Below are 23,041 nucleotides of genomic sequence, written 5' to 3'. Positions count from 1 at the left end.
GGGCCTATGAATCGATCTCCAACAAGTCAATTCGTTGCGCCGCAACATTGTGTCAGTCCTGAAATGCTACCGGGTCTTTGCATAAGTGACCGGTAGTCTCCTCTCCGATGAACCTGTGCTGTCTACTGCACTGCACGATCCACATCTTCTATCCTAACGGTCGCAGGCGCCAGACCCGCCATGGACTTGGCGGTGCCCTCCGCGCCGCGCATCGCGCGCAGCACATTGCCGCCCGCCAGCTTCGCCAGGTCGCCGTCGCGCCACCCCCGCGCGATCAGTTCGGCGAACAGGTTCGGATAATCCTGCACCCCGGCCAGCCCATCGGGCAGATAGGGCACGCCATCGAAATCCGATCCGATGCCGACATGATCGTGGCCCGCCACCTTCGCGATATGATCGACATGGTCGGCGATCGCCTTCACGTCGGCGGCGGGGCGGGGGTGGGCCTTGTCCCAAGCCGCCATGCCGGCCTTCACCGCATCGGGCTGGCCGAGATACAGGTCACCCAGCCGTGCCTGTTCGGCCGATCGATCCGCGCCCCACTTGCGCACCGCCTCCGATCCGAACAGGGGATAGAAATTCACCATCACCACGCCGCCGTTGGCCGCGACCAGCTTCAGCACGTCGTCCGGCACGTTGCGCGGATGATCGGTCACGCCGCGCGCGCCCGAATGGGAGAAGATCACCGGCGCCTTCGTCACCGCCAGCGCCGCGCGCATCGTCTCGGGCGAGACATGGCTCAGATCGACCAGCATCCCCAGCCGGTTCATCTCGCCGACCACCACCTTGCCGAACGCGGTCAGCCCATGATGCGTCGGGTCATCCGTGGCCGAATCCGCCCAGTCTGTCGTCAGGCTGTGGGTCAAGGTCATGTAGCGCGTGCCGAGCGCATGATATTGGCGCAGCGCGGCCAGCGAATTGCCCATCTGCGCGCCGCCCTCCACCCCGATGAGCGAAGCGATGCGCCCGGCCTTGTGGATGCGGACGATATCGTCGGCGGTGGTCGCCAGCTCCAGATCGCGCGGATAGCGCGCCACCGTCAGGCGGATGATGTCGATCTCCTCCAGCGTGGTGCGGATGGCCGCGTCGCCCGACAGTTTCGCGGGGATCCACGCCGACCAGAATTGCGCACCCACCCCGCCGGCGTGCAGCCGGGCGATATCGGTGTGGAGCGGCTCGGCCCCCGCGTCGGTGCCGGCGGCGATGTCGGGATAGCCCGTCTTCGCATCGAGCCGCTTGCGCAATTCCCACGGCAGATCGTTATGCCCGTCGATCAGCGGCGTCGCCTTCAGGATGCGATCGATCCGTGCCTTCACCGCCGGCGCGATCTCCGCCCGCGCCGCGCCCGCCATCAGGCCCAGCACCAATGTCATGAACAGCCGCGCGCGCATCGTTGATCCTCCGTATCAACCTTTTGTTGCGGTGCGGTGGTCGGCAATGCAAGCTCCGCGCATGAGCATCGCCCCCTCCGCACCCGTCGCCACCCAGGAAGCCGCGCGCGACGCGGGGCTCCTCCGCAAGATGGGGGTGATCGCGCTGGCCGCGAGCATCGTCAACGAGGTGGTCGGCGCGGGCATCTTCCGCCTGCCCGCCGCGATGGCCGCATCGGCCGGCAGCCACGCGCCGCTCGCTTATATCGCCTGCCTCGTCGCGATGGGCGCTGTGGTGATCTGCTTCGCCGAGGCCGGCAGCCGCGTGCCGACCAGCGGCGGCCCCTATGGCTATGTCGAGGCCGCCTTCGGGCCGCTCGCCGGGTTCGTCACGGGCGTGCTGGTCTATCTCGCCGCCGTGCTGGCCTGCGGCGGGCTGGCCGCCGCCTTCGCCGATGCCGTCGGCTCGGCCCTGCCGGTCTTCACCAACCCGCTGGCGCATGGCGCGCTGGCGATCGCGGTGCTGGCGCTGCTGGCGTGGGTCAACATGCGCGGGGTCGAGACCGCGACCCGCTTCATCAGCACCGTCACCTTCATCAAGCTGATGCCGCTCGTCCTGTTCGTGGTCGTCGGCGGCGTCGCCTTGCTGATGCGCGCGCCGGAGGCCGCCGCCGCCACGCCCGAACTCGGCATCGGCGACGATTTCGGCCGCGCCGTCATCCTCGCGATGTTCGCCCTGTCCGGCATGGAAACCCCGCTCGGCGCCTCGGGCGAGGTGGCGCAGCCCGCGCGCACCATCCCGCGCGCGATCCTGCTCGGCATGGGGCTGGTCGGCGTACTCTACATCCTGATCCAGATCGTCGCCGATGGCCTGATGGGCCCGGCGCTCGCCACCTCGAAAACCCCGCTCGCCGACGCGATCGCCACCGTCGCCCCGGCGCTGCGCGTGGTGTTGCTGGGCGGCGCGGCGTTCTCGGCCTTGTGCTGGCTGGCGAGCGACCTGCTCGGCGCGCCCCGCACCCTCTTCGCCTTCGCCCGTGACGGGCTGCTGCCTGCCGGCCTGGGCGTGCTGCACCCCAAGACCCACGTCCCGGCGCGCGCGATCATCGTCCATACTTTGCTGGCCTCGCTGCTCGCGGTAACGGGCACCTTCGTCCAGCTCGCCGTCCTCTCCGCGCTGGCGACGGCGGGCATCTACCTGTTCGCCTGCGCCGCCGCCTGGGCGCTGGCTAGGCGCGGCGTGGCGATCCTCGGCACCCCGCTCGCCTTCCGCCTGCTGCCGCTGGCCTCGGTGATCGGCATCGTCGCGATGGTGGCCTTGGTGGCGCTCGGCGAATGGCTGGAGATCGTCGCGCTGATCGGCGTGATCGCGGCGAGCGCGGTCTATTTCTGGGCGGTGCGGCGGCGGGCGGCCTGAAGAATGGCCCGTCGCCCCGGCGCAGGCCGGGGCCTCGGGAGGCTTGGAGCGAGGGCGTCGCTGCCACCCTGTCACCCCCAGCGGCCGGAGGCCCCGGCCTGCGCCGGGGCGACGAACATGGTTCACCCTAGGCATCGCCCTTTCGCCCCCCTATAGCCCCGCCCCATGGAGCGGCTGACGAGCGACCGCCCGGTGCCGCCGCATCTGCGCGGCGGCGTGGTCGCGCTGGGCAATTTCGACGGCTTCCACCGGGGGCATCAGGCGGTGGTCGGTCGCGCGGTCGATCTGGCGCGCGCCTCCGGGCGCCCGGCGATCGTCGCCACCTTCGATCCGCACCCCGTCCGCTATTTCCGCCCCGCCGCCGCGCCTTTCCTGCTGACCGACATGGAACAGCGCGCCCGCCTGTTCGCAGCCGCCGGCGCCGATGCGATGCTCACCTTCCGCTTCGATGCCGCGCTCGCCGGCGTCAGCCCGGAGGCGTTCGTGACCGATCATCTGATCGGCAAGGCGGGCGCCGCGCATGTCGTGACCGGCCTCGATTTCACCTTCGGCGCCCGCCGCGCGGGCGATGTCGCGGCGTTGCAGGCGCTGGGCGAGGCGCGCGGGCTGGTCGCCGAGGCGGTCTCCCCGGTGGAGGACGAGGGCACCCCCATCTCCTCCAGCCGCATCCGCATGGCGCTCGCCGAGGGCGACATGGACACCGCCGCCGCGCTCCTCACCCGCCCCTTCGCGATCCGGGGCGGGGTGCGCCACGGCGACAAGCTCGGCCGCACGATCGGCTACCCCACCGCCAATATCGAGATGGGCGAGTATCAGCGCGCCCGATACGGCATCTACGCGGTCCGCGCGCGGCTGGCCGATGGCCGCGTGTTCGATGGCGCCGCCAACCTCGGCATCCGCCCCACCTTCGATCCGCCGAAGGAATTGCTCGAGGCGTTCCTGTTCGATTTCACCGGCGATCTCTATGGCGAGCCGCTGGAGGTGGAGCTGATCCGCTTCCTCCGCCCCGAGGCGAAATTCGACACGCTCGACGCGCTGGTGGCGCAGATGGACAAGGATTGCGCGGAAGCGCGGCGGGTGTTGGCGGAAACTCTATAGCCCGTTCGTCCTGAGCGAAGTCGAAGGACGTGCCCCAAGCGGTGTCGCCCGGTCGCACGCCCTTCGACTTCGCTCAGGGCGAACGGGTTGGGGGCGCGCGAAGTGCCGCAAAACATTCGCACGGGGCGAAGTTTGCGCTAAGGCCCGCGCCACCATGACCGACCAGCCCGAGCCCGCGGCGCCCGATTGGCGCGCCACCGTCTTCCTGCCCAAGACCGACTTTCCGATGAAGGCGGGCCTCGCGCAGAAGGAGCCGGCTATACTGGCCAAGTGGGCGGCGGACGATCTGTACGGCCAGCTCCGCGCGGCGCGCGCCGGCCGCGAGCGGTTCATCCTGCACGACGGCCCGCCCTACGCCAATGGCGACATCCACATGGGCCACGCCATGAACAAGGTGCTGAAGGACATCGTCGTCCGCAGCCAGAGCCTGCTCGGCAAGGATGCGCCCTACGTCCCCGGCTGGGACTGCCACGGCCTGCCGATCGAATGGAAGGTCGAGGAGCAATATCGCAAGAAGAAGCTCGACAAGGATCAGGTCGACCCGATCGCCTTCCGCGCCGAATGCCGCGCCTATGCCGAACGCTGGGTCGATGTGCAGCGCGACCAGTTCAAGCGCCTCGGCGTGATGGGCGACTGGGACGATCCCTACCTCACGATGAAATATGACGCCGAGGCCACGATCGCCGGCGAGCTGCTGAAATTCGCCGAAAGTGCCCAGCTCTATCGCGGCGCCAAGCCGGTGATGTGGTCCCCGGTGGAAAAGACCGCCCTGGCCGAGGCCGAGGTGGAATATGAGGACATCACCTCGACCCAGATCGACGTGGCGTTCGAGATCGTCGAGAGCCCGATCCCCGAGCTGGTCAACGCGCACGCCGTGATCTGGACGACCACGCCGTGGACGATCCCGGTGAACCAGGCTTTGGCTTATGGGCCGGAGGTTGAGTATGTGCACCTCAACATTGTCGGCCACTCAAGCGGGATCAAGTCGGCCTTGGTCGCCACGGCGCTCTATGCACAGTTCGCCAAGCGGGTCGGGCTACCCCCAATTGCGTCTGGTTCGAGCGATCAGGGCGTCTCGGTAGAGTGTGACGGCGCTTTCAAAGGCGCCGATCTCGCCGGTACGCTCGTCCGCCACCCGATGCACCATCTCGGCGGCTTCTTCGCGAAGCCCCGGCCGATGCTGCCCGGCGATTTCGTCACCACCGATGCGGGCACCGGGCTCGTCCACATGGCGCCCGATCATGGCGAGGACGATTTCCTGCTGTGCAAGGCGCACGGGATCGATCCGGTCTTCGCGGTCGAGGGCGACGGCAAGTATCGCGCCGACTGGGGCTGGCTGGGTGGGCAGGGCTCGGTCATCAACCCCAAGTTCAACGCCCCCGACGGCCCGATCTGCACCGATCTGCGCGAGGCGGGCGGGCTGCTGGCGGCCAGCGCCGATTTCCAGCACAGCTATCCGCATTCGTGGCGCTCCAAGGCCAAGGTGATCTTCCGCGCAACCCCGCAGTGGTTCATCGCGATGGACAAGGCGCTAAAGCCCTCTCCCCTTCCGGGGAGAGGGTTGGGAGAGGGGCCGTCCCCCGATACCGCATCGCTCGAAGGACAGGCCCTCTCCCCGACCCTCTCCCCTGAAGGGGAGAGGGAGTTCACGCTCCGCCAGACCGCTCTCGCCGCGATCGACGCTACCCGCTTCGTCCCCGAAAAGGGCCGCAACCGCATCGGATCGATGGTCGCGGGCCGCCCCGATTGGGTGATCTCCCGCCAGCGCGCCTGGGGCGTGCCGATCGCGCTCTACGTCAACCGCGCGACGGGCGATTACCTGCGCGATCCCGCCGTCAACGCCCGCATCGTCGCGGCGTTCAGGGCGGGCGGCGCGGACGCCTGGGTGACGGCCGATCATCAGGCGCTGCTCGGCAACGACCATAACGCCGCCGATTACGAGCCCCAGTCGGACATCCTCGACGTGTGGTTCGACAGCGGATCGACCCACGCCTTCACCATCGAGGCGCGCTATGGCGCGGGCACCGTCGCCGATCTGTATCTCGAAGGATCGGATCAGCATCGCGGCTGGTTCCAGTCGTCGCTGCTCGAAAGCTGCGGCACGCGAGGCCATGCGCCCTACAAGGCGGTGCTGACCCACGGCTTCGCGCTGGACGGGCAGGGGCGCAAGATGTCCAAGTCGGTCGGCAACGTCGTCGATCCGCTCAAGATCATCGGCGAGAGCGGGGCGGATATCCTGCGGTTGTGGGTGGCCTCGACCGACTATTTCGAGGACGTCCGCATCGGCAAGGAGGTGCTGGCCACCACGTCGGACGCCTATCGCAAGCTGCGCAACACCTATCGCTATCTGCTGGGCGCCTTGGACGGCTTCGACGAGGCCGAGCGGGTCGCGCCGGCCGACATGCCCGAGCTGGAACGCTACGTCCTCCACCTGCTCGCCACGCTCGATGGCGAGCTGAAGGCGGCGCTCGGGGCGTTCGAGTTCAACCGCTACGCCCGCGCGCTCACCGATTTCGCCAACAACGACCTGTCGGCCTTCTTCTTCGATATCCGCAAGGATTCGCTCTACTGCGACGCCGCGAGCGACCCGAAGCGACGTGCCTATCGCACCGTGCTGGACCTGCTGTTCCACGCCCTCGTCCGCTACGCCGCGCCGATCCTGTGCTTCACCGCCGAGGAAGTGTGGGGCACGCGCTATCCGGCGGGCGGATCGGTCCACCTGCTCGAATGGCCCGAGGTGGATGGCGCCTGGGCCAACGACGACCTGCGGATGAAGTGGGAGCGGCTGCGCACGATGCGCCAGCACCTGACGGCCGAGGTCGAGCCGCTGCGCCGGGGCAAGGTGATCGGATCGAGCCTGGAGGCCGAGGTGACGGCGGTGGTCTATGATCCCGCCGACGCGGCCTTGTTGCGCGCCACCGACTTCGCCGAACTGGCGATCACCGCGCCGGTCACCGTGACCGAGGGCGATCCCGCGCTGGCGGTCGAGATGTCGGGCGACGATCTCGTCCGCTTCGAGGTCGCCAAGACCGAGCATGACAAATGCGGCCGCTGCTGGCGCCACCTGCCCGACGTGGCCGAGGACAGCGCACTGTGCGGCCGCTGCGCCGAGGTGGTGGCCGGATGATCGCCGCCCGCCGCGCCGGCATCCTCGTCGCCCTCGGCACGGTGCTGCTCGACCAGCTCGTCAAATGGTATGTCACCTATCCGCTGGCGCTGCCGTTTCGCGGGCAGATCGCGGTGCTGCCGATCTTCAACCTGCGCTGGGTGCAGAATTACGGCGTCTCGATGGGCTTCCTCACCGCCGACGGGGCGATCGGCCGCTGGCTGCTGGTGGTGCTCACCCTCGTGATCACCGGGGGCGTCGCCTTCTGGCTGTGGCGCGAAAAGCGGCCGTGGGACGGGGCGGCGCTGGGCATGGTGCTGGGCGGCGCGTGCGGCAATATCATCGATCGCGTCCGCGTCGGCTATGTCGTAGACTATGCCGATCTGCACTTCGGGGACTGGCAACCCTTTTTGGTCTTCAATCTCGCCGATGCGGCCATTAGCATCGGTGTCGCGATCCTCGTGATCCGCGCGATCCTCTCGCGCGAGTCGGCGGGGTCTTCGGAGGATGTACATGCGTAAGTTGGTGGTGGGTTCGATGGCGGCCGTGGCGCTTCTGGCGCTGGCCGGCTGCGGTCGCGGCAAGACGAGCGGCGTGATGTCGGCCCGCTCGGGGCTGGACGAATATGCCGTCGCCCGCCGCGCGCCGCTGGTCGTGCCGCCCGATTTCAATCTCGTGCCGCCGCGCCCCGGCGCCCCGCGCCCGCAGGAGGCCGATACCTCCACCCAGGCGCTGAGCGCGATGTTCGGCAATCCCTCGCCGGTCAGCCAGGGCGAGGCCGCCATCGCGGGGCAGGCCGGTCGCGAAGCCGACGCGGGCATCCGCTCCACGGCGGGCGACCCCGGCACGACGGTCGTCAACAAGGGCGCCGTCACGCAGGATATCCTGAAGGCTCCGGCGACCCCGGCACCGCAGCAGTAAGCCCCACACGGTCGCCCCGGCACAGGCCGGGGTGACATTCGTCATTGCGAGCGTAGCGAAGCAATCCAGTCCGGCGCTGGATTGCTTCGCTACGCTCGCAATGACGATGTGGGAGTGGGCGGCGCCGGCCTCAGCCGCCCTCTGGCCCCGTGTAATTCTTCAGTTCGTCGCCGGTCAGCCGCACGACGTGCAGCACGTTGGTCGATCCCGGCGTCCCGAACGGCACGCCCGCCATCAGCACCACCCGGTCGCCCGACTTGCCGATCCCGTGGCGCAGCACCATCCGCTTGGACTTGGCGACCATCTCCTCGAAGCTGGCGACGTCGCGGGTGCGCACCGCATGGGCGCCCCACAGCAGGCCCAGCCGCCGCGCCGTCACCTGCCGGGGCGTCATCACCAGCAGCGGCACGGACGGCCGCTCGCGGGCGATGCGCCGCGCGGTCGATCCCGATATGGTGAAGCAGCAGATGCCCGAGGCGGACACCGTCTCCACGATGCCCTGCGCGGCGGCCGACAGCGCGTCGGCGGTGGTCGCGTCGGGCAAGGTCTCGGTGAAGTGGATGCGCGCGGCATAGCCGGGGTCGGCCTCCACCGACACCGCGATCCGGTCCATCATCGCCACCGATTCCTCCGGCCATGCGCCCGCCGCGCTTTCGGCCGAGAGCATGATCGCGTCGGCGCCGTCGTAGATGGCGGTCGCCACGTCGGAGACTTCGGCGCGGGTCGGCGTAGGCGCCTGGATCATCGATTCGAGCATCTGCGTGGCCACCACCACCGGCTTGCCCAGCCGGCGCGCGGTCTCGATGATGCGCTTCTGGAGCGGCGGCACGCGCTCTGGCGGCAGTTCCACGCCCAGATCGCCGCGCGCGACCATCGCCGCGTCGGCCAGTTCCAGGATCTCGTCGAGCCGGTCGATCGCCGAGGGCTTCTCGATCTTCACCAGCAGCGCCGCCTTGCCGCCGATCAGCCGCCGCGCCTCGGCCACGTCCTCGGGCCGCTGCACGAAGGAGAGCGCGATCCAGTCGGCGCCCTGCTCCAGCGCGAACGACAGATCGGCGCGATCCTTCTCGGTCAGCGCCGCCAACGGCACCACCACGTCGGGTACGTTCAGGCCCTTGTTGTTGGAAAGCGGCCCGCCGACCTCGATCCGCGTCTCGATCCGGTCGGTCCCGACCTTGGTGACGCGCAGGGTGAGCTTGCCGTCGTCGAGCAGCAGCCGCGCGCCCTCGGTCAGCGCCTGGAAGATTTCGGGGTGGGGCAGCTGGACGCGGACGGCGTCGCCCGGCGTCGGGTCGCGATCGAGGATGAAGGTCTCGCCGGTCTTCAGCATCACCGGCGGTTCGGCGAAGCGGCCCACGCGCAGCTTCGGCCCTTGCAGGTCGAACAGGATCGTCGTCGGCCGGCCGGTCGGCTTCTCCAGCGCGCGGATCGCCTCGATCAGCGGGATTTTATCGGCATGGGCGCCGTGGCTCATGTTGATGCGGAAGGCGTCGGCGCCCGCGCGGTGGAGCTTCGCGATCATCTCCGGGCTGCTGCTCGCCGGGCCGAGCGTGGCGAGGACGCGAACCTTGCGGCGGCGGGGTTGGAAATCATTCTGCAAGGCGGCACCTCTCGTCGTCGGCGTCTCTCGGCTGGATCAGCCGGGGGCTTGGGGCTAGGCGAGGGGCCTACATAGTCACCGCGTGGGAAGAGGCAATGACACTCGACGACATCGACGACGCGACCCAGGCCGCCGCTTTCCGCCGCCTGGTGCAGCATCTGCGCCACCGCCACGATGCCGAGAATATCGACCTGATGGGGCTTTCCGGCTTTTGTCGCAATTGCTTGGGCGATTGGCTGGCCGAGGAATCGGGCGGCGCGTTCGACAGGCAGGCGGGCCGCGAGGCGGTGCTCGGCATGGCTCCCGCAGAGTGGAAAAGTCGCTATCAGGGCGAGGCCAGCCCCGAACAGATCGAGCGGATGAACGCGAGCCTGAAGAAGAACGAGGGCCGGGGGTTCTGAACCTGCCTCGTCATTGCGAGCGCAAGCGAAGCAATCCAGCCTCTCGATCAGGCGCGGCGTCGCAACTGGATTGCTTCGCTGCGCTCGCAATGACGGGAAGAGCGCATCGCCGCCGTGGACCGTATTGGGGATAAGCCGCCGTTCGCGGTTTACCCCGTAGCCGACCTCCCCTAAACGCCCCGGCTTCACGATTCACCAAGCGGGGACACCATGGCCGATCTACTCGCAGCCGATCAGCTGCGCCTTTTCATCGAGCGGATCGAGCGGCTCGAAGAGGAAAAGAAGGGCATCGCCGACGACGTCAAGGACGTCTACAACGAAGCCAAGGGCCAGGGCTACGACACCAAGACGATGCGCTCGATCATCCGCCTGCGGAAGATGGAGAAGAACGCCCGCGACGAGGCCGAGGCTCTGCTGGAAACCTACAAGGCCGCGCTCGGCATGGCCTGAGCCGGGCCACAGACGCAACCGTGCTCCGGCGAAGGCCGGAGCCCTGGCTTACTAAGCGCAACGCATACCACCTTGGGCTCCGGTGTCCGCCAGAACACCGGCAGCGCAGGCGTCAGGGTTTTCGCACCCGCCGCAGCCCCACCACGATCAGCGCCACGCCCGCCGCCATCAACCCGGCGGCGGCGCCCTTGCTGGTCATCATCAGGGCGATGCCCGAGGCCATCAGCGCGACGCCCGCGCCGATCAGCCCCGCGCCCGGATTGGGTTGCCTGTCCATTCTGCCTCCGATCGGTTGAAGCCGGCGCGTCGCGCGGCTAGAGCCCCTCATCCACATCCTATAGCGCGAGATCGAGGCCATGGCCGGCCATTCCAAATTCAAGAACATCATGCACCGCAAGGGCGCGCAGGATAAGAAGCGTTCGGCGCTCTTTTCCAAGCTCAGCCGCGAGATCACCGTGGCGGCCAAGTCCGGCTTGCCCGATCCCGACATGAACGCGCGGCTGCGCTCGGCGGTGATCGCGGCGCGCGCCCAGTCGATGCCGAACGACAATATCCAGCGCGCCATCAACAAGGCGGCGGGCAACGACGGCGAGAATTACGAGGAAATCCGCTACGAGGGCTTCGGCCCCGGCGGCGTGGCGCTCATCATCGAGACGCTGACCGACAATCGCAACCGCACCGCCACCAACGTGCGCACCGCCGTTTCCAAGAACGGCGGCAATCTCGGCGCGCCGGGTGCCGTCAGCCACGGCTTCGACCGCCTCGGCCTGATCGCCTACCCCGCCAAGGCGGGTGACGCGGAGAAGGTGTTCGAGGCCGCGCTCGAGGCCGGCGCGGAGGATGTCTCCTCCAGCGACGACGGCCATGAGATCTGGACCGCGATCGAGGGCATGCACGACGTCGCCCGCGAGCTGGAAAAGACGCTCGGCACGCCCGAGGCGGTCAAGCTGGCGTGGCGCCCGCAGACCACCGTCGAGGTCGGCGAGGATACCGCCGGCCAGCTCCTCAAGCTGATCGACGCGCTCGACGACGACGACGACGTCCAGCAGGTCTGGGGCAATTACGAAGTGCCCGAGGACGTGATGGAGAAACTGGGCTGATCCTGCTCGGCCTCGATCCGGGCCTCGGCACCACCGGCTGGGGGCTGATCGCGGCCGACGGCAACCGCCTGTCCCACCTCGCCAACGGCCAGATCAGGACCGAGCCGGCGATGCAGCTGCCGCGCCGGCTCAGCCTGCTGTTCGATGCGCTGACCGACGTGATCCACACCCACCGCCCCGATGGCGCGGCGGTGGAGGAGGTGCTGGGCAATTCCAACGCGCAATCGACGCTCAAGCTGGGGCAGGCGCGCGGCGTGGTCCTGCTCGCGGCGGCGACGGCGGGCGTCGCGATCGGTGAATATCATCCCAGCATCGTGAAGAAGGCCGTGGTCGGCACCGGCGGCGCGGAAAAACGCCAGGTGCAGGCGATGGTCGGCCATCTGCTGCCCGGCGTGAAGCTGACCGGCCCCGACGCCGCCGACGCGCTGGCGGTGGCGATCACCCACGCGCACCATATGGCGAGCGCCAAGGCGATGATGCGGCGGGTGCGGGATTAAGCGCCCGTACAACGACGACCCGCAACCGCTTCCCTCGTCCTCGCCGCAGCCGAGCCCGAAGTCGCTCTAGGCTTCTTCCACGACGCGCGGTCCCAGCACGCCATCGCTCGGGACCGTGCGGCCGTGGGTGAGGCGGGTCAGCAGGCGGCGGCGCTCGAACGGGCCGGGCAGTTCCCAGCCGCCCGTGTGATCGGCGGTGAAGCCGAAGAAGCGGCCGTAATATTCGGGATCGCCGATCAGGGTGAGCGCGTCATGATGATGCGCGTGGGCGGCGTTGAGCATCGCCGTCATCAGCATCCGCCCGATCCCGTCGCGCTGGTCGCCGGGCCGCACCGCGACCGGCCCCACCAGCACCAGCGGATGCTCCACCCCGTCGCCGTCGGTCAGCGCGACCGGCCAGCACTGGATCGTGCCGAGCAGCGCGTCGCCCCGGAAGGCGGCGAAGGACAGTTCGGGGATCTCCACCGTGCCCGCGCGCAGCCGGTAGGCGGTGCGGCCATGGCGGTCCGCCCCGAAGGCTTCGTCGAGCAGCGCCTCGATCGCGGGGCGATCGGCGGAGGAGAGGGGGGCGAGCGAAATCAAGTCGGCGCCCCTATGCGCCATGGATGTGACATGCAAGCGTAGGCAGCGCGGGCGAGGGATGCTAGGGGCGCGGCCATTCGTTCCCAGTCAGGTTCCCGTCTCCATTATGTCCGCCACCGCCACGCTTCCGATCGACGATTTCGCCGCCGCCCCGCTGGCGCTGCCGGATAGCGACCCGCGCGATCTCCTCCGGCTGGAGGTGAGCGACGTGAAGGTGGACGTGCTGACCGGCGTCTATTCCGAAGAGACGCATCTGCCGCAGCCGCTGCTGATCTCGGTCACCGCCGACATGATCGCGCCCGATCGCTTCACGCCGGATACGCCGCTGGCGGCGTCCAAGAATTACATGGACCTGCGCTTCGCGATCGACGGCGCGCTGCCGACCGGCCAGCACTTCGTGCTGATCGAGGCGGTCGCCGATCATATCGCCGACACCCTCTTCCTTCAGGACGCGCGGATCGTGCGGGTCGAGGTGAAGGTCGTGAAGCTCGCGATCAGCCACGGCGGCGAGCGGATCGGCATGACGCTCAGCCGGCATCGGCCACAGAGCGGCCGATGAGCCTCCCGCCGCTCGCGCTGGTCACGGGCGGCACGCGGCGGCTGGGCGCCGCCATCGCCGCGCGGCTGGCGGGCGAGGGGATGAGCCTCGCGCTCCATTATCGCGAACATGCCGATCCCGATGCCGCCTTGGCGGCGGCGATCGCGGCCCACGCCACCGACTGGGCGGCCTTCCCCGCCGATCTCGCGGACGAAAGCGATGTCGAGGGGCTGATTCCGGCGATCGAGGCGCATTTCGGCCGCGCGCCCAACGTGCTGGTCAATTCCGCCTCGCTGTGGACCGAGGACGATCTCGCCACCGCCGACATGGCGAGCTACGCGCTCCACTTCCGGGTCAACGCCGCCGCCCCCACGATCCTCGCCACGCGGGTCGCGGCGCGGGCGAGTGCTGCGGCGCCGGCGGTGGTGGTCAACATCCTCGACCAGCGCATCGCCCATCCGCACGGCGATCAGCCGTCCTACACCCTCTCGAAACTGGCGCTGGCCGAGGCGACCCGCCTGCTCGCCCGCACCCTCGCGCCGCATACCCGCGTGCTGGGCGTGGCCCCCGGCCTGACGATCCCCACCAATGAATATGTCCCCGGCCAGATGGTGCGGCTGGCGGCAACGATGCCGCTCGGCCGGCTGGCGAGCCCGGAGGATATCGCCGACGCCGTGGCGTGGGCGGTGCGCGCGCGCAGCTCGACCGGGCAAATATTGTTCGTCGACGGCGGCGCCAGCCTCGTCAGCTACGATCGGGATTTCGTGCGGCTGGAGCGGGACTGACGTTTTTTATCCGCCTTGCGGCGGATGGCGGCACCGGCCCGCACCCCCACCCGACCGCCCATTCAGGATATGCTATGGGCGGTCGGGTGGGGGTGCGGGCCGGTGCCGCCCCTGATCCAGCGTAGCTGGATCAAACTAACGACTCCGCCCGCACGCCCCCAGACCCGCCAGCACAAGCTGATAATCCGCCTGCGCGGCCGCCTTGTCGGCGCCTTGCAGGCTGTCCACCACCGTCTGCGGCATCAGGCGCGGCAGGCCGCACGCCAGCCTGTACCAAAGGAGCGTATCGCGCGGCGGCGGGGCGGCGCTATTGTCCACCATCTCGGTGAGGGACACCGCCCAGCGCGGCCGCTCGCCGGGGCGGCGGAGGACATTGAGCGAGATGGGGCGGCTGTCGGCGGTCTTGAGGAAGATCTGCGTCTCGCTCTCGCCCGGCAGCGATCCGGGGACGTGGAAGGCGCTGGTGATGCCGGTGATCGCGGGCGCCGCGCCGGGGGCGAGCGTTTCGGCCAGCACGCGGCGCACGCGGGCCTCGGCATCGGGCGTCCAGGGGATGTGCGCCTTGGGGCCGACGAGCATGATTTCGGCCGGCCGGCCCGCGACGGGGCGGGCGAGGACGAGGAATCGCTGCTTCTTCAGCTTCGGCGGCTTGGGGGTGCGATTCGCCGTATCGAGGGGAATATCCACCAGGTAAGAAACTTTGGGAGAAATCCCGCCGGCCCCGCGCACCAGGGTGTCGACCGTCGCCTCGACGAAAAGGCGGGCCAGTCCGGGCGCCACCCCGGCCGCCTGCGGGCCCTTCAAAGCGGTCGATTGGTCGACCGTCACGATCGCCAGGAGCGGCGCCGCGAGCACCATGTCAGCGGTGTCGGCATAGGAAATCGTGGCGGAATTCTGAGGCGATACAACCGGATTGGCGCCATTTCTGGGAAGCTGCGCGATGCTGGCGGCGGCGATCAGGCACAGGGGCAAAACGGCGGCGAGCCGACGGGAAGGCGGCATGGATCCTCCGGTTCCGGGCGCCGCGCGGGGCGGCCATCCGATAGCATATTGATGCGCCAAACGCGCCTTTCAAGCCATTTATAAAGCGTTTGCGCTCCGCTGTGCGCCGGGATAGGTAAGTGCCGTCCCGCCAGCACGAAAACATTTCGGAGGCATGGGCCGTAACCGTAGCAACGGGCATCGGCCGACGTCTCAGGGTGGCAGGCATACAGAGTTTAAGGGAGCGTGATTCCTTAATGGCCTACGTCGACCAGCCTGCGATGAGCACGCGCAAGATCGTATCGATCAGTCTTGTCGTGCTCCTGCATGCCCTTATCGGGTATGCATTCATCACCGGCCTAGCCATGAGCGTCGTCAAGAAGGTCGCCAAAGATCTTAGCGTTGTCGACGTCGTGGAAGAGCCGCCGCCCCCGGTGGAGCCCCCGCCGCCCCCGCCACCCGAGCAGAAGATCGAACCGCCGCCCCTGGTTTCGCCTCCGCCGATCGTCAGCCCGCCGCAGATCCAGGCGCCGGTGATTCAGACGGTTCCGGTCGCGCCGCCGCCGGTGATCACGCCGACCGCCCCGGTCGCGCCGCCACCGCCGCCGGCTCCCACGATTTCCAAGGCGGCCGCCGCCAAGGGCAATCCGGGCAGCTGGGTTACGCAGGACGACTATCCGTCGTCGTCCATCCGTAACGAGGAGCAAGGCACCACGGGTCTCACGTTCGACGTGAATTCCCAGGGTCGCATCGAAAACTGCCGCATCACGACGTCCAGTGGCTCGCCCACTCTCGACAATGCGGCATGCTCGCTCGTGACCCGTCGTGGCCGCTATTCGCCGGCCCTCGACGCGGCCGGCAACCCCACGGGCGGAGGGACCAAGACCCTTCGTTTCACGTGGCAGTTGCCGAAGGATTGATCGGTTCCGGGCGGTGGGGCTCGTCCTTCCCGCCCGGTCCTCTTGTTTGACCTAATCTTGCTGTTCCAGAAGGAAAACTGACAGATGGCTACTCCTGCGCCCGGCGCCGCCGAGAACCCGTATGGCCTGATGGCCGCCCTCGAGCAGGGTGGCACGATTGCCTGGACGATCTTCATCATCCTCGTGATCATGTCCGCCGCTTCGTGGTATATCATTTTCACCAAGCTCATCGAGCAGCAGCGCATCCTGAACCAGGCGAAGCGCGTCCGCACCTCGTTCTGGGGCACCCCGTCGCTCCGCGAAGGCGCCGCCAAGCTCGACAAGAACTCGGCCTATCGCCAGATCGTCGACGACGGCCTGCGCGCCCAGGAAGAGCACACCAAGCTGATCGATCCGGTCGACCAGCATGAGTGGCTGCACAGCTCGATCGGCCGCAGCCAGGCGGCGATCAACTCGAAGCTCGGCAACGGCCTCGCGGTGCTCGCCACCGTCGGTTCGACCTCGCCGTTCGTCGGTCTGCTCGGCACCGTGATCGGTATCTACCGCGCGCTCGTGAAGATCGGTGCGTCGGGTCAGGCCTCGATCGACGCCGTCGCCGGCCCGGTCGGTGAAGCGCTCATCATGACCGCCATCGGTCTGGTCGTCGCGGTTCCCGCGGTGCTCGGCTACAACTGGCTGTCGCGTCGCAACAAGGTCGTCGCCGAGCAGATCGGCGCTTTCTCGACCGACCTGCACGGCTACCTTGTGTCGAACGGCGCGCTGAAGCCGGCGGTCGCCTCGCGCGCTGCCGTCGCTCCGCCGATGAAGACCGGTTCGGCAGCGATCAACCCGAAGGCGTAATGCGGTCGCCGGGGCGGCGGCCCGTGTCACCGCCCCGCACCGTATTTGAAGAGGCCGGCGCATCGACCGGCCTCCGCCCGAAGAAGAGTAGGATCCTAGTCACATGGCAATGAGCGCAGGCCCCGGTGAAGATGGGGCCCCGATGTCGGACATCAACACGACTCCCCTGGTGGACGTCATGCTGGTGTTGCTCATCATCTTCCTCATCACCGTGCCGGTTGCCATCCAGACCGTGCCGGTAACGCTGCCGAAGGTCGTCTTCGAGCCGACGACGACCAAGCCGGAAAATGTCGTCCTCTCGATCAAGGGCGGCGCAGGCGGTGACTGCGAAGTCTATTGGGGTCAGACGCGTGTCCATTCCGAAGAGCTGCTGACCCGCGCGGTCGACAAGCTCCGCAAGGAGATCGACAAGCAGGGCGGCGTCAACGCCGCCGGCCTGGAACTCCCGGAAGCGCACATCCGCGGCGACATCAATACGCCCTACCGCTGCATCGGCGGGGCCGTCTTCAACATGCAGCGCGCAGGCTTCGCTCGGGTCGGCTTCATCTCCGAACCGCCGGCGGGCACCGTCGCGCCTCGCCTCTGATCTTTGGTAAAGGAATAGCACCATGGCCATGGCAGCCGGCGGCAAGGAAGAAGGCGAGCCGATGATGGACATGAACATGACGCCGTTGATCGACGTCCTGCTCGTGCTGCTCATCATGTTCATTCTGACGATCCCGATCCAGACCCACGCGGTGAAACTGGATCTGCCGCAGAACTCGAACACGAACACCCCGCCTCCGATCGATCCCGTGAAGAACAAGATCATCGTGACCCCGACGAACCAGATCCTGTGGAACGGGTCGCCGATCAGCCTCGGCATCCTGAAGCAGTATCTCGATCAGACGCAGGTGATGAACCCGATCCCGGAGCTTCACCTCCAGCCCGATCCCCAGGCTCGCTACGAGCTGGTCGATCAGGTTCTGGCCGTCACGAAGAAGGCCGAAGTCGAGAAGATGGGTTTCGTCGGCAACGAGGCCTACGCGACCTTCTGATCGCCTACGTCCGAACAGCAGATCAGGGGCGGCTCCCAAGGGGCCGCCCCTTTTTTGTGCGCTACATTCCTCCCCATGCAGTGCATGGGGAGGGGTGGTAACGGCGATCTGCGACTTGCCGGGGGCAAGTCGCAGCCGTGAAGCTGGCTCGCGAAACGGGCCGCCGCAGGAATGTGGAGGGGCATCCTCCCCGGCACGGGGAGGTGGCGGCCCGAAGGGCTTACGGAGGGGGCTTCCCCCAAACCGTACCGGTTCCCCATTCCGTCATTGCGAGCGCAGCGAAGCAATCCAGCCCCTCGATCACACCGCCGCCGCCCAGCACCCACCGTCACCCTGAACGTGTTTCAGGGTCCATCCCTCCCCACGGGCCGCCGTCGCCGGCCGGGAGATGGATGCTGAAACACGTTCAGCATGACGAATCACTTGACAAATAGGAACATTAGGTAAACATGTGTCGTCGCTCGATTCCCACAGGCCATGGGAAGAGGTCAAGCATCCGGGGCGGGCAACCGTCCCGGAACGACCGGCGCGAAGCCATCCGGTTCAGACCGACGATGCATCGCGACCGGCTCGGGGGATTATACGCAGGCGGCCCAGCCAAACCGGCCAGTAACTCCGCAAGGGGCGAAAACCCAAGGGGCCACCGTCCACCGGGCCAAACCCAGCGCGGGCCTGCGGCGGCCCGCAAAAATGCTGTAAAAGTCCGCCCGGATGCCCGTGGCAGGACGCGCCGGTCGAAACGCTTCTTCCCGATTTCCCGCCCGAGTGGCGCCCGCAAATCCTATTTTTGCCCGTTCCTCCCTATGCGCAGCATGGGGAGGGGGACCGCCGGCGCAGCCGGTGGTGGAGGGGTCTGCGCAACGATGATGGCGGGAAAACCCCTCCACCATCGCTTGCGCGATGGTCCCCTCCCCAAGCTCGCTTGGGGAGGAATTACCCACCCCCTGCCCCCTTCCCCCTTCCCCTCGCCCAAACGTTCGCGCATCATCGCCACAAACGGGGGAGCCACCACATGACCGCCATCGTCCGCCTGATCCTCGGCAGCCTGATCGGCGCTGTCGCGATGTTCTTCGTCGGCTTCCTCTTCTGGGTCACGCCGCTCGCCAACCTCGCCTACACCACCGCGCCCGACAATGCCGCCGCCGCGACGCAGACCGCGCTCGCGCAGAACCTGACCGCCACGGGCACCGGCACCTACATGATCCCCTCGCCCTCGGGCTCGGCCGCCAACACCGTGCTGTACGGGCGCGGGCCGATCGCCACGATCCACTTCAACACCGCCGGCTTTCCGGTCGACGACGCCGCCGGCATGATCTCGGGCTATATCCACAACGTCATCGTCGCGCTGATGATGGGCTTCGCGCTCTACGGCATCGCCGGCCGCGTCACCGATTTCGCCTCGCGCGCGAAGGTGCTGGTGCTCATCACGCTCGCCGGCGCCACCTTCGCCCATCTCGGCACGCCGATCTGGCTGCACTTCGATTGGGCGTGGGCGATCTTCAGCTTCGTCAGCGATGTCGCGATGCTGCTGGCGGGCGGGCTCGTCATCGCGCGCTGGTTCCTGCCGCTGGCCCCGGCGATCCCCTTGCGCACAGAGGCGTAACCGCCGACACTCCCCCTTTCGGCCGACCGGGGGGTGAGCGCCAATGACCGACGTGACGAGCGGATTGTGGAACGCGGACCTCGCGCCCACCAGCCCCGCGCAACGCACCTGGGCCTGGTATCATTTCGCCGCTTTGTGGGTCGGCATGGTCGTCGCCGTACCCAGCTGGATGCTCGCTTCCGGCCTGATCGAACAGGGCATGTCGGCGGGGCAGGCGGCGGTCACGGTGCTGCTGGGCAACGTCATCCTGCTCGGCCCGCTGCTGCTGATCGGCCATCCCGGCGCGCGCTACGGCGTGCCCTTCGCCGTGCTGGCCCGCGCCGCCTTCGGCACGACCGGCGCGCGCCTCCCCGCGCTCGCCCGCGCGCTCGTCGCCTGCGGCTGGTATGGCATCCAAACGTGGATCGGCGGCGAGGCTCTGCTCACCCTGCTCGGCGTGCTGGTGGGGCGCAGTCTCGCCGGCCCGCCGATCCCGTTGCTCGATATCGGCCCCGGCCAGCTCGCCGCCTTCGCCATTTTCTGGGCGATCCAGCTGATCTTCGTCCGCAAGGGGCTGACGACCATCCGCCGGCTGGAAACCTGGACGGCACCGGTCAAGATCCTCGTCTGCGCCGCGCTCGTCTGGTGGGCGATCGACCGCGCGGGCGGCGCCGGCCCGATCCTCGCGGCCCCCTCCGCCTTCGCCGAGGGCGGGCCGAGGGCGGGGCAATTCTGGCAGGTCTTCTGGCCCTCGCTCACCGCCATGGTCGGCTTCTGGGGCACACTCGCGCTCAACATCCCCGATTTCACCCGCTTCGCGCGCAGCCAGCGCGATCAGGCGATCGGCCAGGCGGTCGGCCTGCCGCCCACCATGGGACTCATCACGCTGGCGAGCGTCGTCACCACCTCCGCCACCGTCGTCATCTACGGCCACGCCATCTGGGATCCGGTGGCGCTGGCGGGCACGCTCGCCGGGCCGTTCGTGCTGCTCGGCCTGATCGTGATCGCGATCGACACCGTCTCGTGCAACATCGCCGCCAATCTCGTCTGCTCGGCCTATGATTTCTCGTCGCTGTGGCCGGCACGGATTTCCTACCGCACCGGCGGGCTCATCACCGCCTGCATCGGCGTGGTCATCATGCCGTGGAAGCTGCTCGCCTCCACCAACGGCTACATCTTCACCTGGCTGATCGGCTATTCGGCGCTGCTTGGGCCCATCGCCGGCATCCTCATCGCGGATTACTGGCTGATCCGCCGCACGAAGCTCGACGTGCTGGCGCTCTACCGCAGCGAGGGCGCCTACCATTATCGCGGCGGCTGGAACCCGGCGGCGGTGATCGCCTTCCTGATCGGCGTCGCCCCCAACATCCCCGGCTTCCTCGCCACCGCCTTCCCGGTCGCCTTCGCCGGGGTGCCGGCGGGCTGGACGGCCTTCTACGCCTACGCCTGGTTCACCGGGCTCTTCCTGGCGCTGGCGAGCTATCGGCTGATGATGCGAAAGGCCTGAACGCGGCACCGGCCCGCTCCCCCAGCCGGTCACCCATAGCATATCCTGAATGGGTGGCCGGGTGGGGGAGCGGGCTGGTGCCGCCCATCCGCGTGAGCGGATCAGGAAAGAATATGATTATCCAGCAACCGCGTCGTGCCGAAGCGCACCGCGAGACTCAGCACCCCGCCCGCATGCCCGGCCCGGTCGATCTCCTCCAGCGCCACCGGATCGGCGAAGCTGACATAATCGATCACCCCGTCGGTCTGCGCCTCGACGATCTCGCGCATCATGTCGCGCAGCACATCGCCATTACGCTCGCCCGACGCCCAGGCTGAATCCGCCGCCATGAGGGCGCGATAGAGCGCCGGCGCCTGCGCCCGCTGGCCGGCATCGAGATAGATGTTGCGGCTGGAGCGCGCGAGCCCGTCCGCCTCGCGCGCGGTCGGCTCCACGGAAATCGCCACGTCCACGTCCAGATCGGCCACCATCCGCCGGATCACGACTGTCTGCTGCACATCCTTCTGCCCGAAGAAGGCGACGTCCGGCCTGGTGATCGCGAACAGCTTGGCCACCACCGTCGCCACGCCCGCGAAATGGCCGGGGCGCACCGCGCCCTCCAGGCGGTCGGCGATCGGCCCCACCTCGATTCGGCTCGCGAAGCCCGCCGGATAGAGCACGTCGACGGTCGGCGTGAACACCAGATCGACGCCCTCGGCCTCGAGCAGCTTGAGGTCGTTGGGCAAGGTGCGGGGGTAGCGGCTGAAATCCTCGTTCGGGCCGAATTGCAGCGGGTTGACGAAGATCGTCGCCGCCACCGCCGCGCACCGCGCCTTCGCCGCGCGCACCAGCCCCAGATGCCCCTCGTGCAGCGCGCCCATCGTCGGCACGAGGCCCAGCGTGCCGAGCTTCGCCCGCGCCGCGCGGAAATCGGCGATGGTCGACAGCACCTCCATCCCCGTCAGTCCCGGTCGGCCAAGGCCAGCGCGGCGGTCACCACCGCCTCGTCCATCGTCGCGGCGTTGGCGGCGGTGGGGAAGCTGCCGTCCGCGACCGATCCGGCATAGTCCGACAGCGCCGAGGTGATCGCCGCGCCCACCTCGCCGAAGCGGCGCGTATGGCGGAAGGGCGGCTTGCCCGAGAAGCCGAGGATATCGTGCCACACCTGCACCTGCCCCGAGCAGCCCGCGCCCGCGCCGATGCCGATCGTGGGGATGGTCAGCCGCTCGGTGATGGCCCAGGCCAGCGCCGCCGGGATCAGCTCCAGCACGATCGCGCAGGCGCCCGCCGCCTGCAACGCATCGGCATCGGCGATGATGGCGGCGGCCGCCTCGGCGCTCTTGCCCTGCACCTTCACCCCGATCTGGTGCGAGGATTGCGGGGTGAAGCCCAGATGCCCCATCACGGGGATGCCGAAATCGACCAGCGTGCGGACGGTCGGCGCGATGGAACGCCCGCCCTCCAGCTTGACGACGCCCACCTGCCCCTCGCGCATCAGCCGCCCGGCGCTCTCGATCGCCTGCGCGGGGCTGGTGTAGCTCAGGAACGGCAGGTCGCCGACGACCAGCGCGTCGGGCGCGCCGCGCACCACGGCGGCCGCATGGCGCACCATGTCGCCCACCGACACCGACAGGGTGTCGCGATGCCCCAGCACCACCTGCCCCAGCGAGTCGCCGACGAGCAGCACCTTCATCCCTGCCGCCTGGCACAGCAGCGCCGAGGCATGGTCGTAACAGGTCACCATCGCGATCGGCTCGCCCGCCGCCTTCATGCGCGCCAGCTCGGCTATCGTGGTCGGCACGTCCTGATCCTCCACCTTTATCGCCGTCGCCTGTAGCCGCGCGAAGGCACAGGGGCAAACGGGGCTTCCGGCATCGGCCCATCCTTCCTATATGGGCGGGGTACGGCGATAGCGTTCTGGAGGGGATGGTCTGTGCGCTGGGTGATGCGTTCGAAGATCCACAATGCCACGGTGACCGAGGCGAACCTCGCCTATGTCGGGTCGATCACGATCGACATGGACCTGTGCGACGCCGTCGGCCTGTGGCCCGGCGAACGGGTGATGGTCGTTTCCAACACCAGCGGATCGCGGCTGGAAACCTATGTCATCGCCGGCGAGCGCGGATCGGGCGACATCTGCGTCAACGGCGCCGCCGCCCACCTGATCGGCGAGGGCGAGGAGGTCATCATCATGGGCTTCGAGCTGGTCGCCCAGCCCGTCGAGCCGCAGGTGGTGCTGGTCGATCGCCGCAACCGGATCGACCGCTATCTCACGGAGGAGCCGCAGGTCGCGCTCGTCCCTTTCGCGTGACGGGAACGCCCGCGCGGGT

At 68.4% G+C, this 23,041-nt stretch carries 25 protein-coding genes; 18 read left to right on the top strand and 7 right to left on the bottom strand.

The features are described from left to right. Positions 1-122: 122 nt before the first annotated feature. Positions 123-1,391: a dipeptidase gene (locus PQ455_RS13115; RefSeq protein WP_273686538.1), complete on the bottom strand. Its 1,269-nt coding sequence runs from the start codon at positions 1,389-1,391 to the stop codon at positions 123-125. Positions 1,392-1,452: 61 nt separating this feature from the next. On the opposite strand from PQ455_RS13115, the gene PQ455_RS13110 reads away from it, so the two are divergent. From PQ455_RS13110 to PQ455_RS13090, 5 genes are all read left to right on the top strand, one after another. Continuing rightward, positions 1,453-2,787: an APC family permease gene (locus tag PQ455_RS13110; RefSeq protein WP_273686537.1), complete on the top strand. Its 1,335-nt coding sequence runs from the start codon at positions 1,453-1,455 to the stop codon at positions 2,785-2,787. Positions 2,788-2,952: 165 nt separating this feature from the next. Next, positions 2,953-3,885: a bifunctional riboflavin kinase/FAD synthetase gene (locus PQ455_RS13105; RefSeq protein ID WP_273686536.1), complete on the top strand. Its 933-nt coding sequence runs from the start codon at positions 2,953-2,955 to the stop codon at positions 3,883-3,885. A gap of 154 nt (positions 3,886-4,039) precedes the next feature. After that, positions 4,040-7,012: an isoleucine--tRNA ligase gene (gene ileS / locus PQ455_RS13100; protein ID WP_273686535.1), complete on the top strand. Its 2,973-nt coding sequence runs from the start codon at positions 4,040-4,042 to the stop codon at positions 7,010-7,012. Then, positions 7,009-7,512 (top strand): signal peptidase II, encoded by a 504-nt coding sequence (gene lspA / locus PQ455_RS13095; protein ID WP_273686533.1) that lies wholly within the window; start codon positions 7,009-7,011, stop codon positions 7,510-7,512. Before ileS ends, lspA begins: the two co-directional genes overlap by 4 nt. Next, complete coding sequence (locus PQ455_RS13090; RefSeq protein ID WP_273686532.1) at positions 7,505-7,912, top strand: DUF3035 domain-containing protein; 408 nt, start codon at positions 7,505-7,507, stop codon at positions 7,910-7,912. The genes lspA and PQ455_RS13090 overlap by 8 nt, the downstream gene beginning before the upstream one ends. Before the next feature lie 130 nt (positions 7,913-8,042). Here the strand turns inward: PQ455_RS13090 and pyk are convergent, their stop codons facing one another. After that, complete coding sequence (pyk, locus tag PQ455_RS13085) at positions 8,043-9,434, bottom strand: pyruvate kinase (protein ID WP_273691372.1); 1,392 nt, start codon at positions 9,432-9,434, stop codon at positions 8,043-8,045. A gap of 173 nt (positions 9,435-9,607) precedes the next feature. On the opposite strand from pyk, the gene PQ455_RS13080 reads away from it, so the two are divergent. Both PQ455_RS13080 and PQ455_RS13075 read left to right on the top strand, forming a co-directional pair. Further along, a complete protein-coding gene (locus tag PQ455_RS13080) occupies positions 9,608-9,913 on the top strand; it encodes a DUF1244 domain-containing protein (protein ID WP_273686531.1) in 306 nt (101 codons plus the stop codon). 210 nt (positions 9,914-10,123) lie between these two features. Then, complete coding sequence (locus tag PQ455_RS13075) at positions 10,124-10,363, top strand: DUF2312 domain-containing protein (protein ID WP_273686530.1); 240 nt, start codon at positions 10,124-10,126, stop codon at positions 10,361-10,363. A gap of 112 nt (positions 10,364-10,475) precedes the next feature. On the opposite strand, the gene PQ455_RS13070 is transcribed toward PQ455_RS13075, so the two are convergent. After that, positions 10,476-10,640 carry a hypothetical protein gene (locus PQ455_RS13070; RefSeq protein ID WP_273686529.1) on the bottom strand — a complete coding sequence of 55 codons (165 nt, stop codon included), beginning with the start codon at positions 10,638-10,640 and terminating at the stop codon, positions 10,476-10,478. Between the two features lie 79 nt (positions 10,641-10,719). On the opposite strand from PQ455_RS13070, the gene PQ455_RS13065 reads away from it, so the two are divergent. Beyond that, on the top strand, positions 10,720-11,463 hold the full coding sequence (locus PQ455_RS13065) for a YebC/PmpR family DNA-binding transcriptional regulator (protein ID WP_273686528.1): 744 nt from the start codon (positions 10,720-10,722) through the stop codon (positions 11,461-11,463). Next, the gene (gene ruvC, locus PQ455_RS13060) at positions 11,460-11,960 is read left to right on the top strand and encodes a crossover junction endodeoxyribonuclease RuvC (RefSeq protein WP_273691371.1); all 501 of its coding nucleotides are present in this window, start codon (positions 11,460-11,462) and stop codon (positions 11,958-11,960) included. Before PQ455_RS13065 ends, ruvC begins: the two co-directional genes overlap by 4 nt. A 66-nt stretch (positions 11,961-12,026) precedes the next feature. Here the strand turns inward: ruvC and PQ455_RS13055 are convergent, their stop codons facing one another. Next, on the bottom strand, positions 12,027-12,542 hold the full coding sequence (locus PQ455_RS13055) for a GNAT family N-acetyltransferase (RefSeq protein WP_273686527.1): 516 nt from the start codon (positions 12,540-12,542) through the stop codon (positions 12,027-12,029). A 106-nt stretch (positions 12,543-12,648) separates the two neighbouring features. Between PQ455_RS13055 and PQ455_RS13050 the strand changes: the two genes are divergently transcribed. Together PQ455_RS13050 and PQ455_RS13045 are read left to right on the top strand one after the other, a co-directional pair. Further along, entirely contained in the window at positions 12,649-13,101 is a 453-nt protein-coding gene (locus PQ455_RS13050; protein ID WP_273686526.1) for a dihydroneopterin aldolase, read from the top strand. Beyond that, on the top strand, positions 13,098-13,865 hold the full coding sequence (locus PQ455_RS13045; protein WP_273686525.1) for an SDR family oxidoreductase: 768 nt from the start codon (positions 13,098-13,100) through the stop codon (positions 13,863-13,865). The genes PQ455_RS13050 and PQ455_RS13045 overlap by 4 nt, the downstream gene beginning before the upstream one ends. Before the next feature lie 135 nt (positions 13,866-14,000). On the opposite strand, the gene PQ455_RS13040 is transcribed toward PQ455_RS13045, so the two are convergent. Continuing rightward, positions 14,001-14,867 carry a hypothetical protein gene (locus tag PQ455_RS13040; protein ID WP_273686524.1) on the bottom strand — a complete coding sequence of 289 codons (867 nt, stop codon included), beginning with the start codon at positions 14,865-14,867 and terminating at the stop codon, positions 14,001-14,003. Positions 14,868-15,103: 236 nt separating this feature from the next. On the opposite strand from PQ455_RS13040, the gene PQ455_RS13035 reads away from it, so the two are divergent. From PQ455_RS13035 to PQ455_RS13010, 6 genes are all read left to right on the top strand, one after another. Further along, positions 15,104-15,766 (top strand): energy transducer TonB, encoded by a 663-nt coding sequence (locus PQ455_RS13035; protein WP_273686523.1) that lies wholly within the window; start codon positions 15,104-15,106, stop codon positions 15,764-15,766. 84 nt (positions 15,767-15,850) lie between these two features. Then, positions 15,851-16,606, top strand: a complete 756-nt coding sequence (locus PQ455_RS13030; RefSeq protein WP_273686522.1) for a MotA/TolQ/ExbB proton channel family protein — start codon at positions 15,851-15,853, stop codon at positions 16,604-16,606. Between the two features lie 103 nt (positions 16,607-16,709). Then, positions 16,710-17,192: an ExbD/TolR family protein gene (locus PQ455_RS13025; protein WP_273686521.1), complete on the top strand. Its 483-nt coding sequence runs from the start codon at positions 16,710-16,712 to the stop codon at positions 17,190-17,192. A gap of 22 nt (positions 17,193-17,214) precedes the next feature. Then, positions 17,215-17,643: an ExbD/TolR family protein gene (locus PQ455_RS13020; protein ID WP_273686520.1), complete on the top strand. Its 429-nt coding sequence runs from the start codon at positions 17,215-17,217 to the stop codon at positions 17,641-17,643. A gap of 1,012 nt (positions 17,644-18,655) precedes the next feature. Next, a complete protein-coding gene (locus PQ455_RS13015; protein WP_273686519.1) occupies positions 18,656-19,246 on the top strand; it encodes a hypothetical protein in 591 nt (196 codons plus the stop codon). Positions 19,247-19,289: 43 nt separating this feature from the next. Next, positions 19,290-20,732 (top strand): NCS1 family nucleobase:cation symporter-1, encoded by a 1,443-nt coding sequence (locus PQ455_RS13010; protein ID WP_273686518.1) that lies wholly within the window; start codon positions 19,290-19,292, stop codon positions 20,730-20,732. Positions 20,733-20,833: 101 nt separating this feature from the next. Here PQ455_RS13010 and panC read toward each other — a convergent pair whose 3' ends face one another. Next, positions 20,834-21,667 (bottom strand): pantoate--beta-alanine ligase, encoded by an 834-nt coding sequence (panC, locus tag PQ455_RS13005; RefSeq protein ID WP_273686517.1) that lies wholly within the window; start codon positions 21,665-21,667, stop codon positions 20,834-20,836. 5 nt (positions 21,668-21,672) lie between these two features. Then, positions 21,673-22,512 carry a 3-methyl-2-oxobutanoate hydroxymethyltransferase gene (panB, locus tag PQ455_RS13000; RefSeq protein ID WP_273686516.1) on the bottom strand — a complete coding sequence of 280 codons (840 nt, stop codon included), beginning with the start codon at positions 22,510-22,512 and terminating at the stop codon, positions 21,673-21,675. 144 nt (positions 22,513-22,656) lie between these two features. On the opposite strand from panB, the gene panD reads away from it, so the two are divergent. After that, entirely contained in the window at positions 22,657-23,022 is a 366-nt protein-coding gene (gene panD, locus PQ455_RS12995; RefSeq protein ID WP_273686515.1) for an aspartate 1-decarboxylase, read from the top strand. The last annotated feature ends 19 nt before the right edge of the window (positions 23,023-23,041 follow it).

The organism is Sphingomonas naphthae (assembly GCF_028607085.1).
GTDB lineage: Bacteria > Pseudomonadota > Alphaproteobacteria > Sphingomonadales > Sphingomonadaceae > Sphingomonas_Q > Sphingomonas_Q naphthae.
Note: the sequence above shows the minus strand (reverse complement) of the source record. Positions and strands in the feature narration are given on the sequence as shown.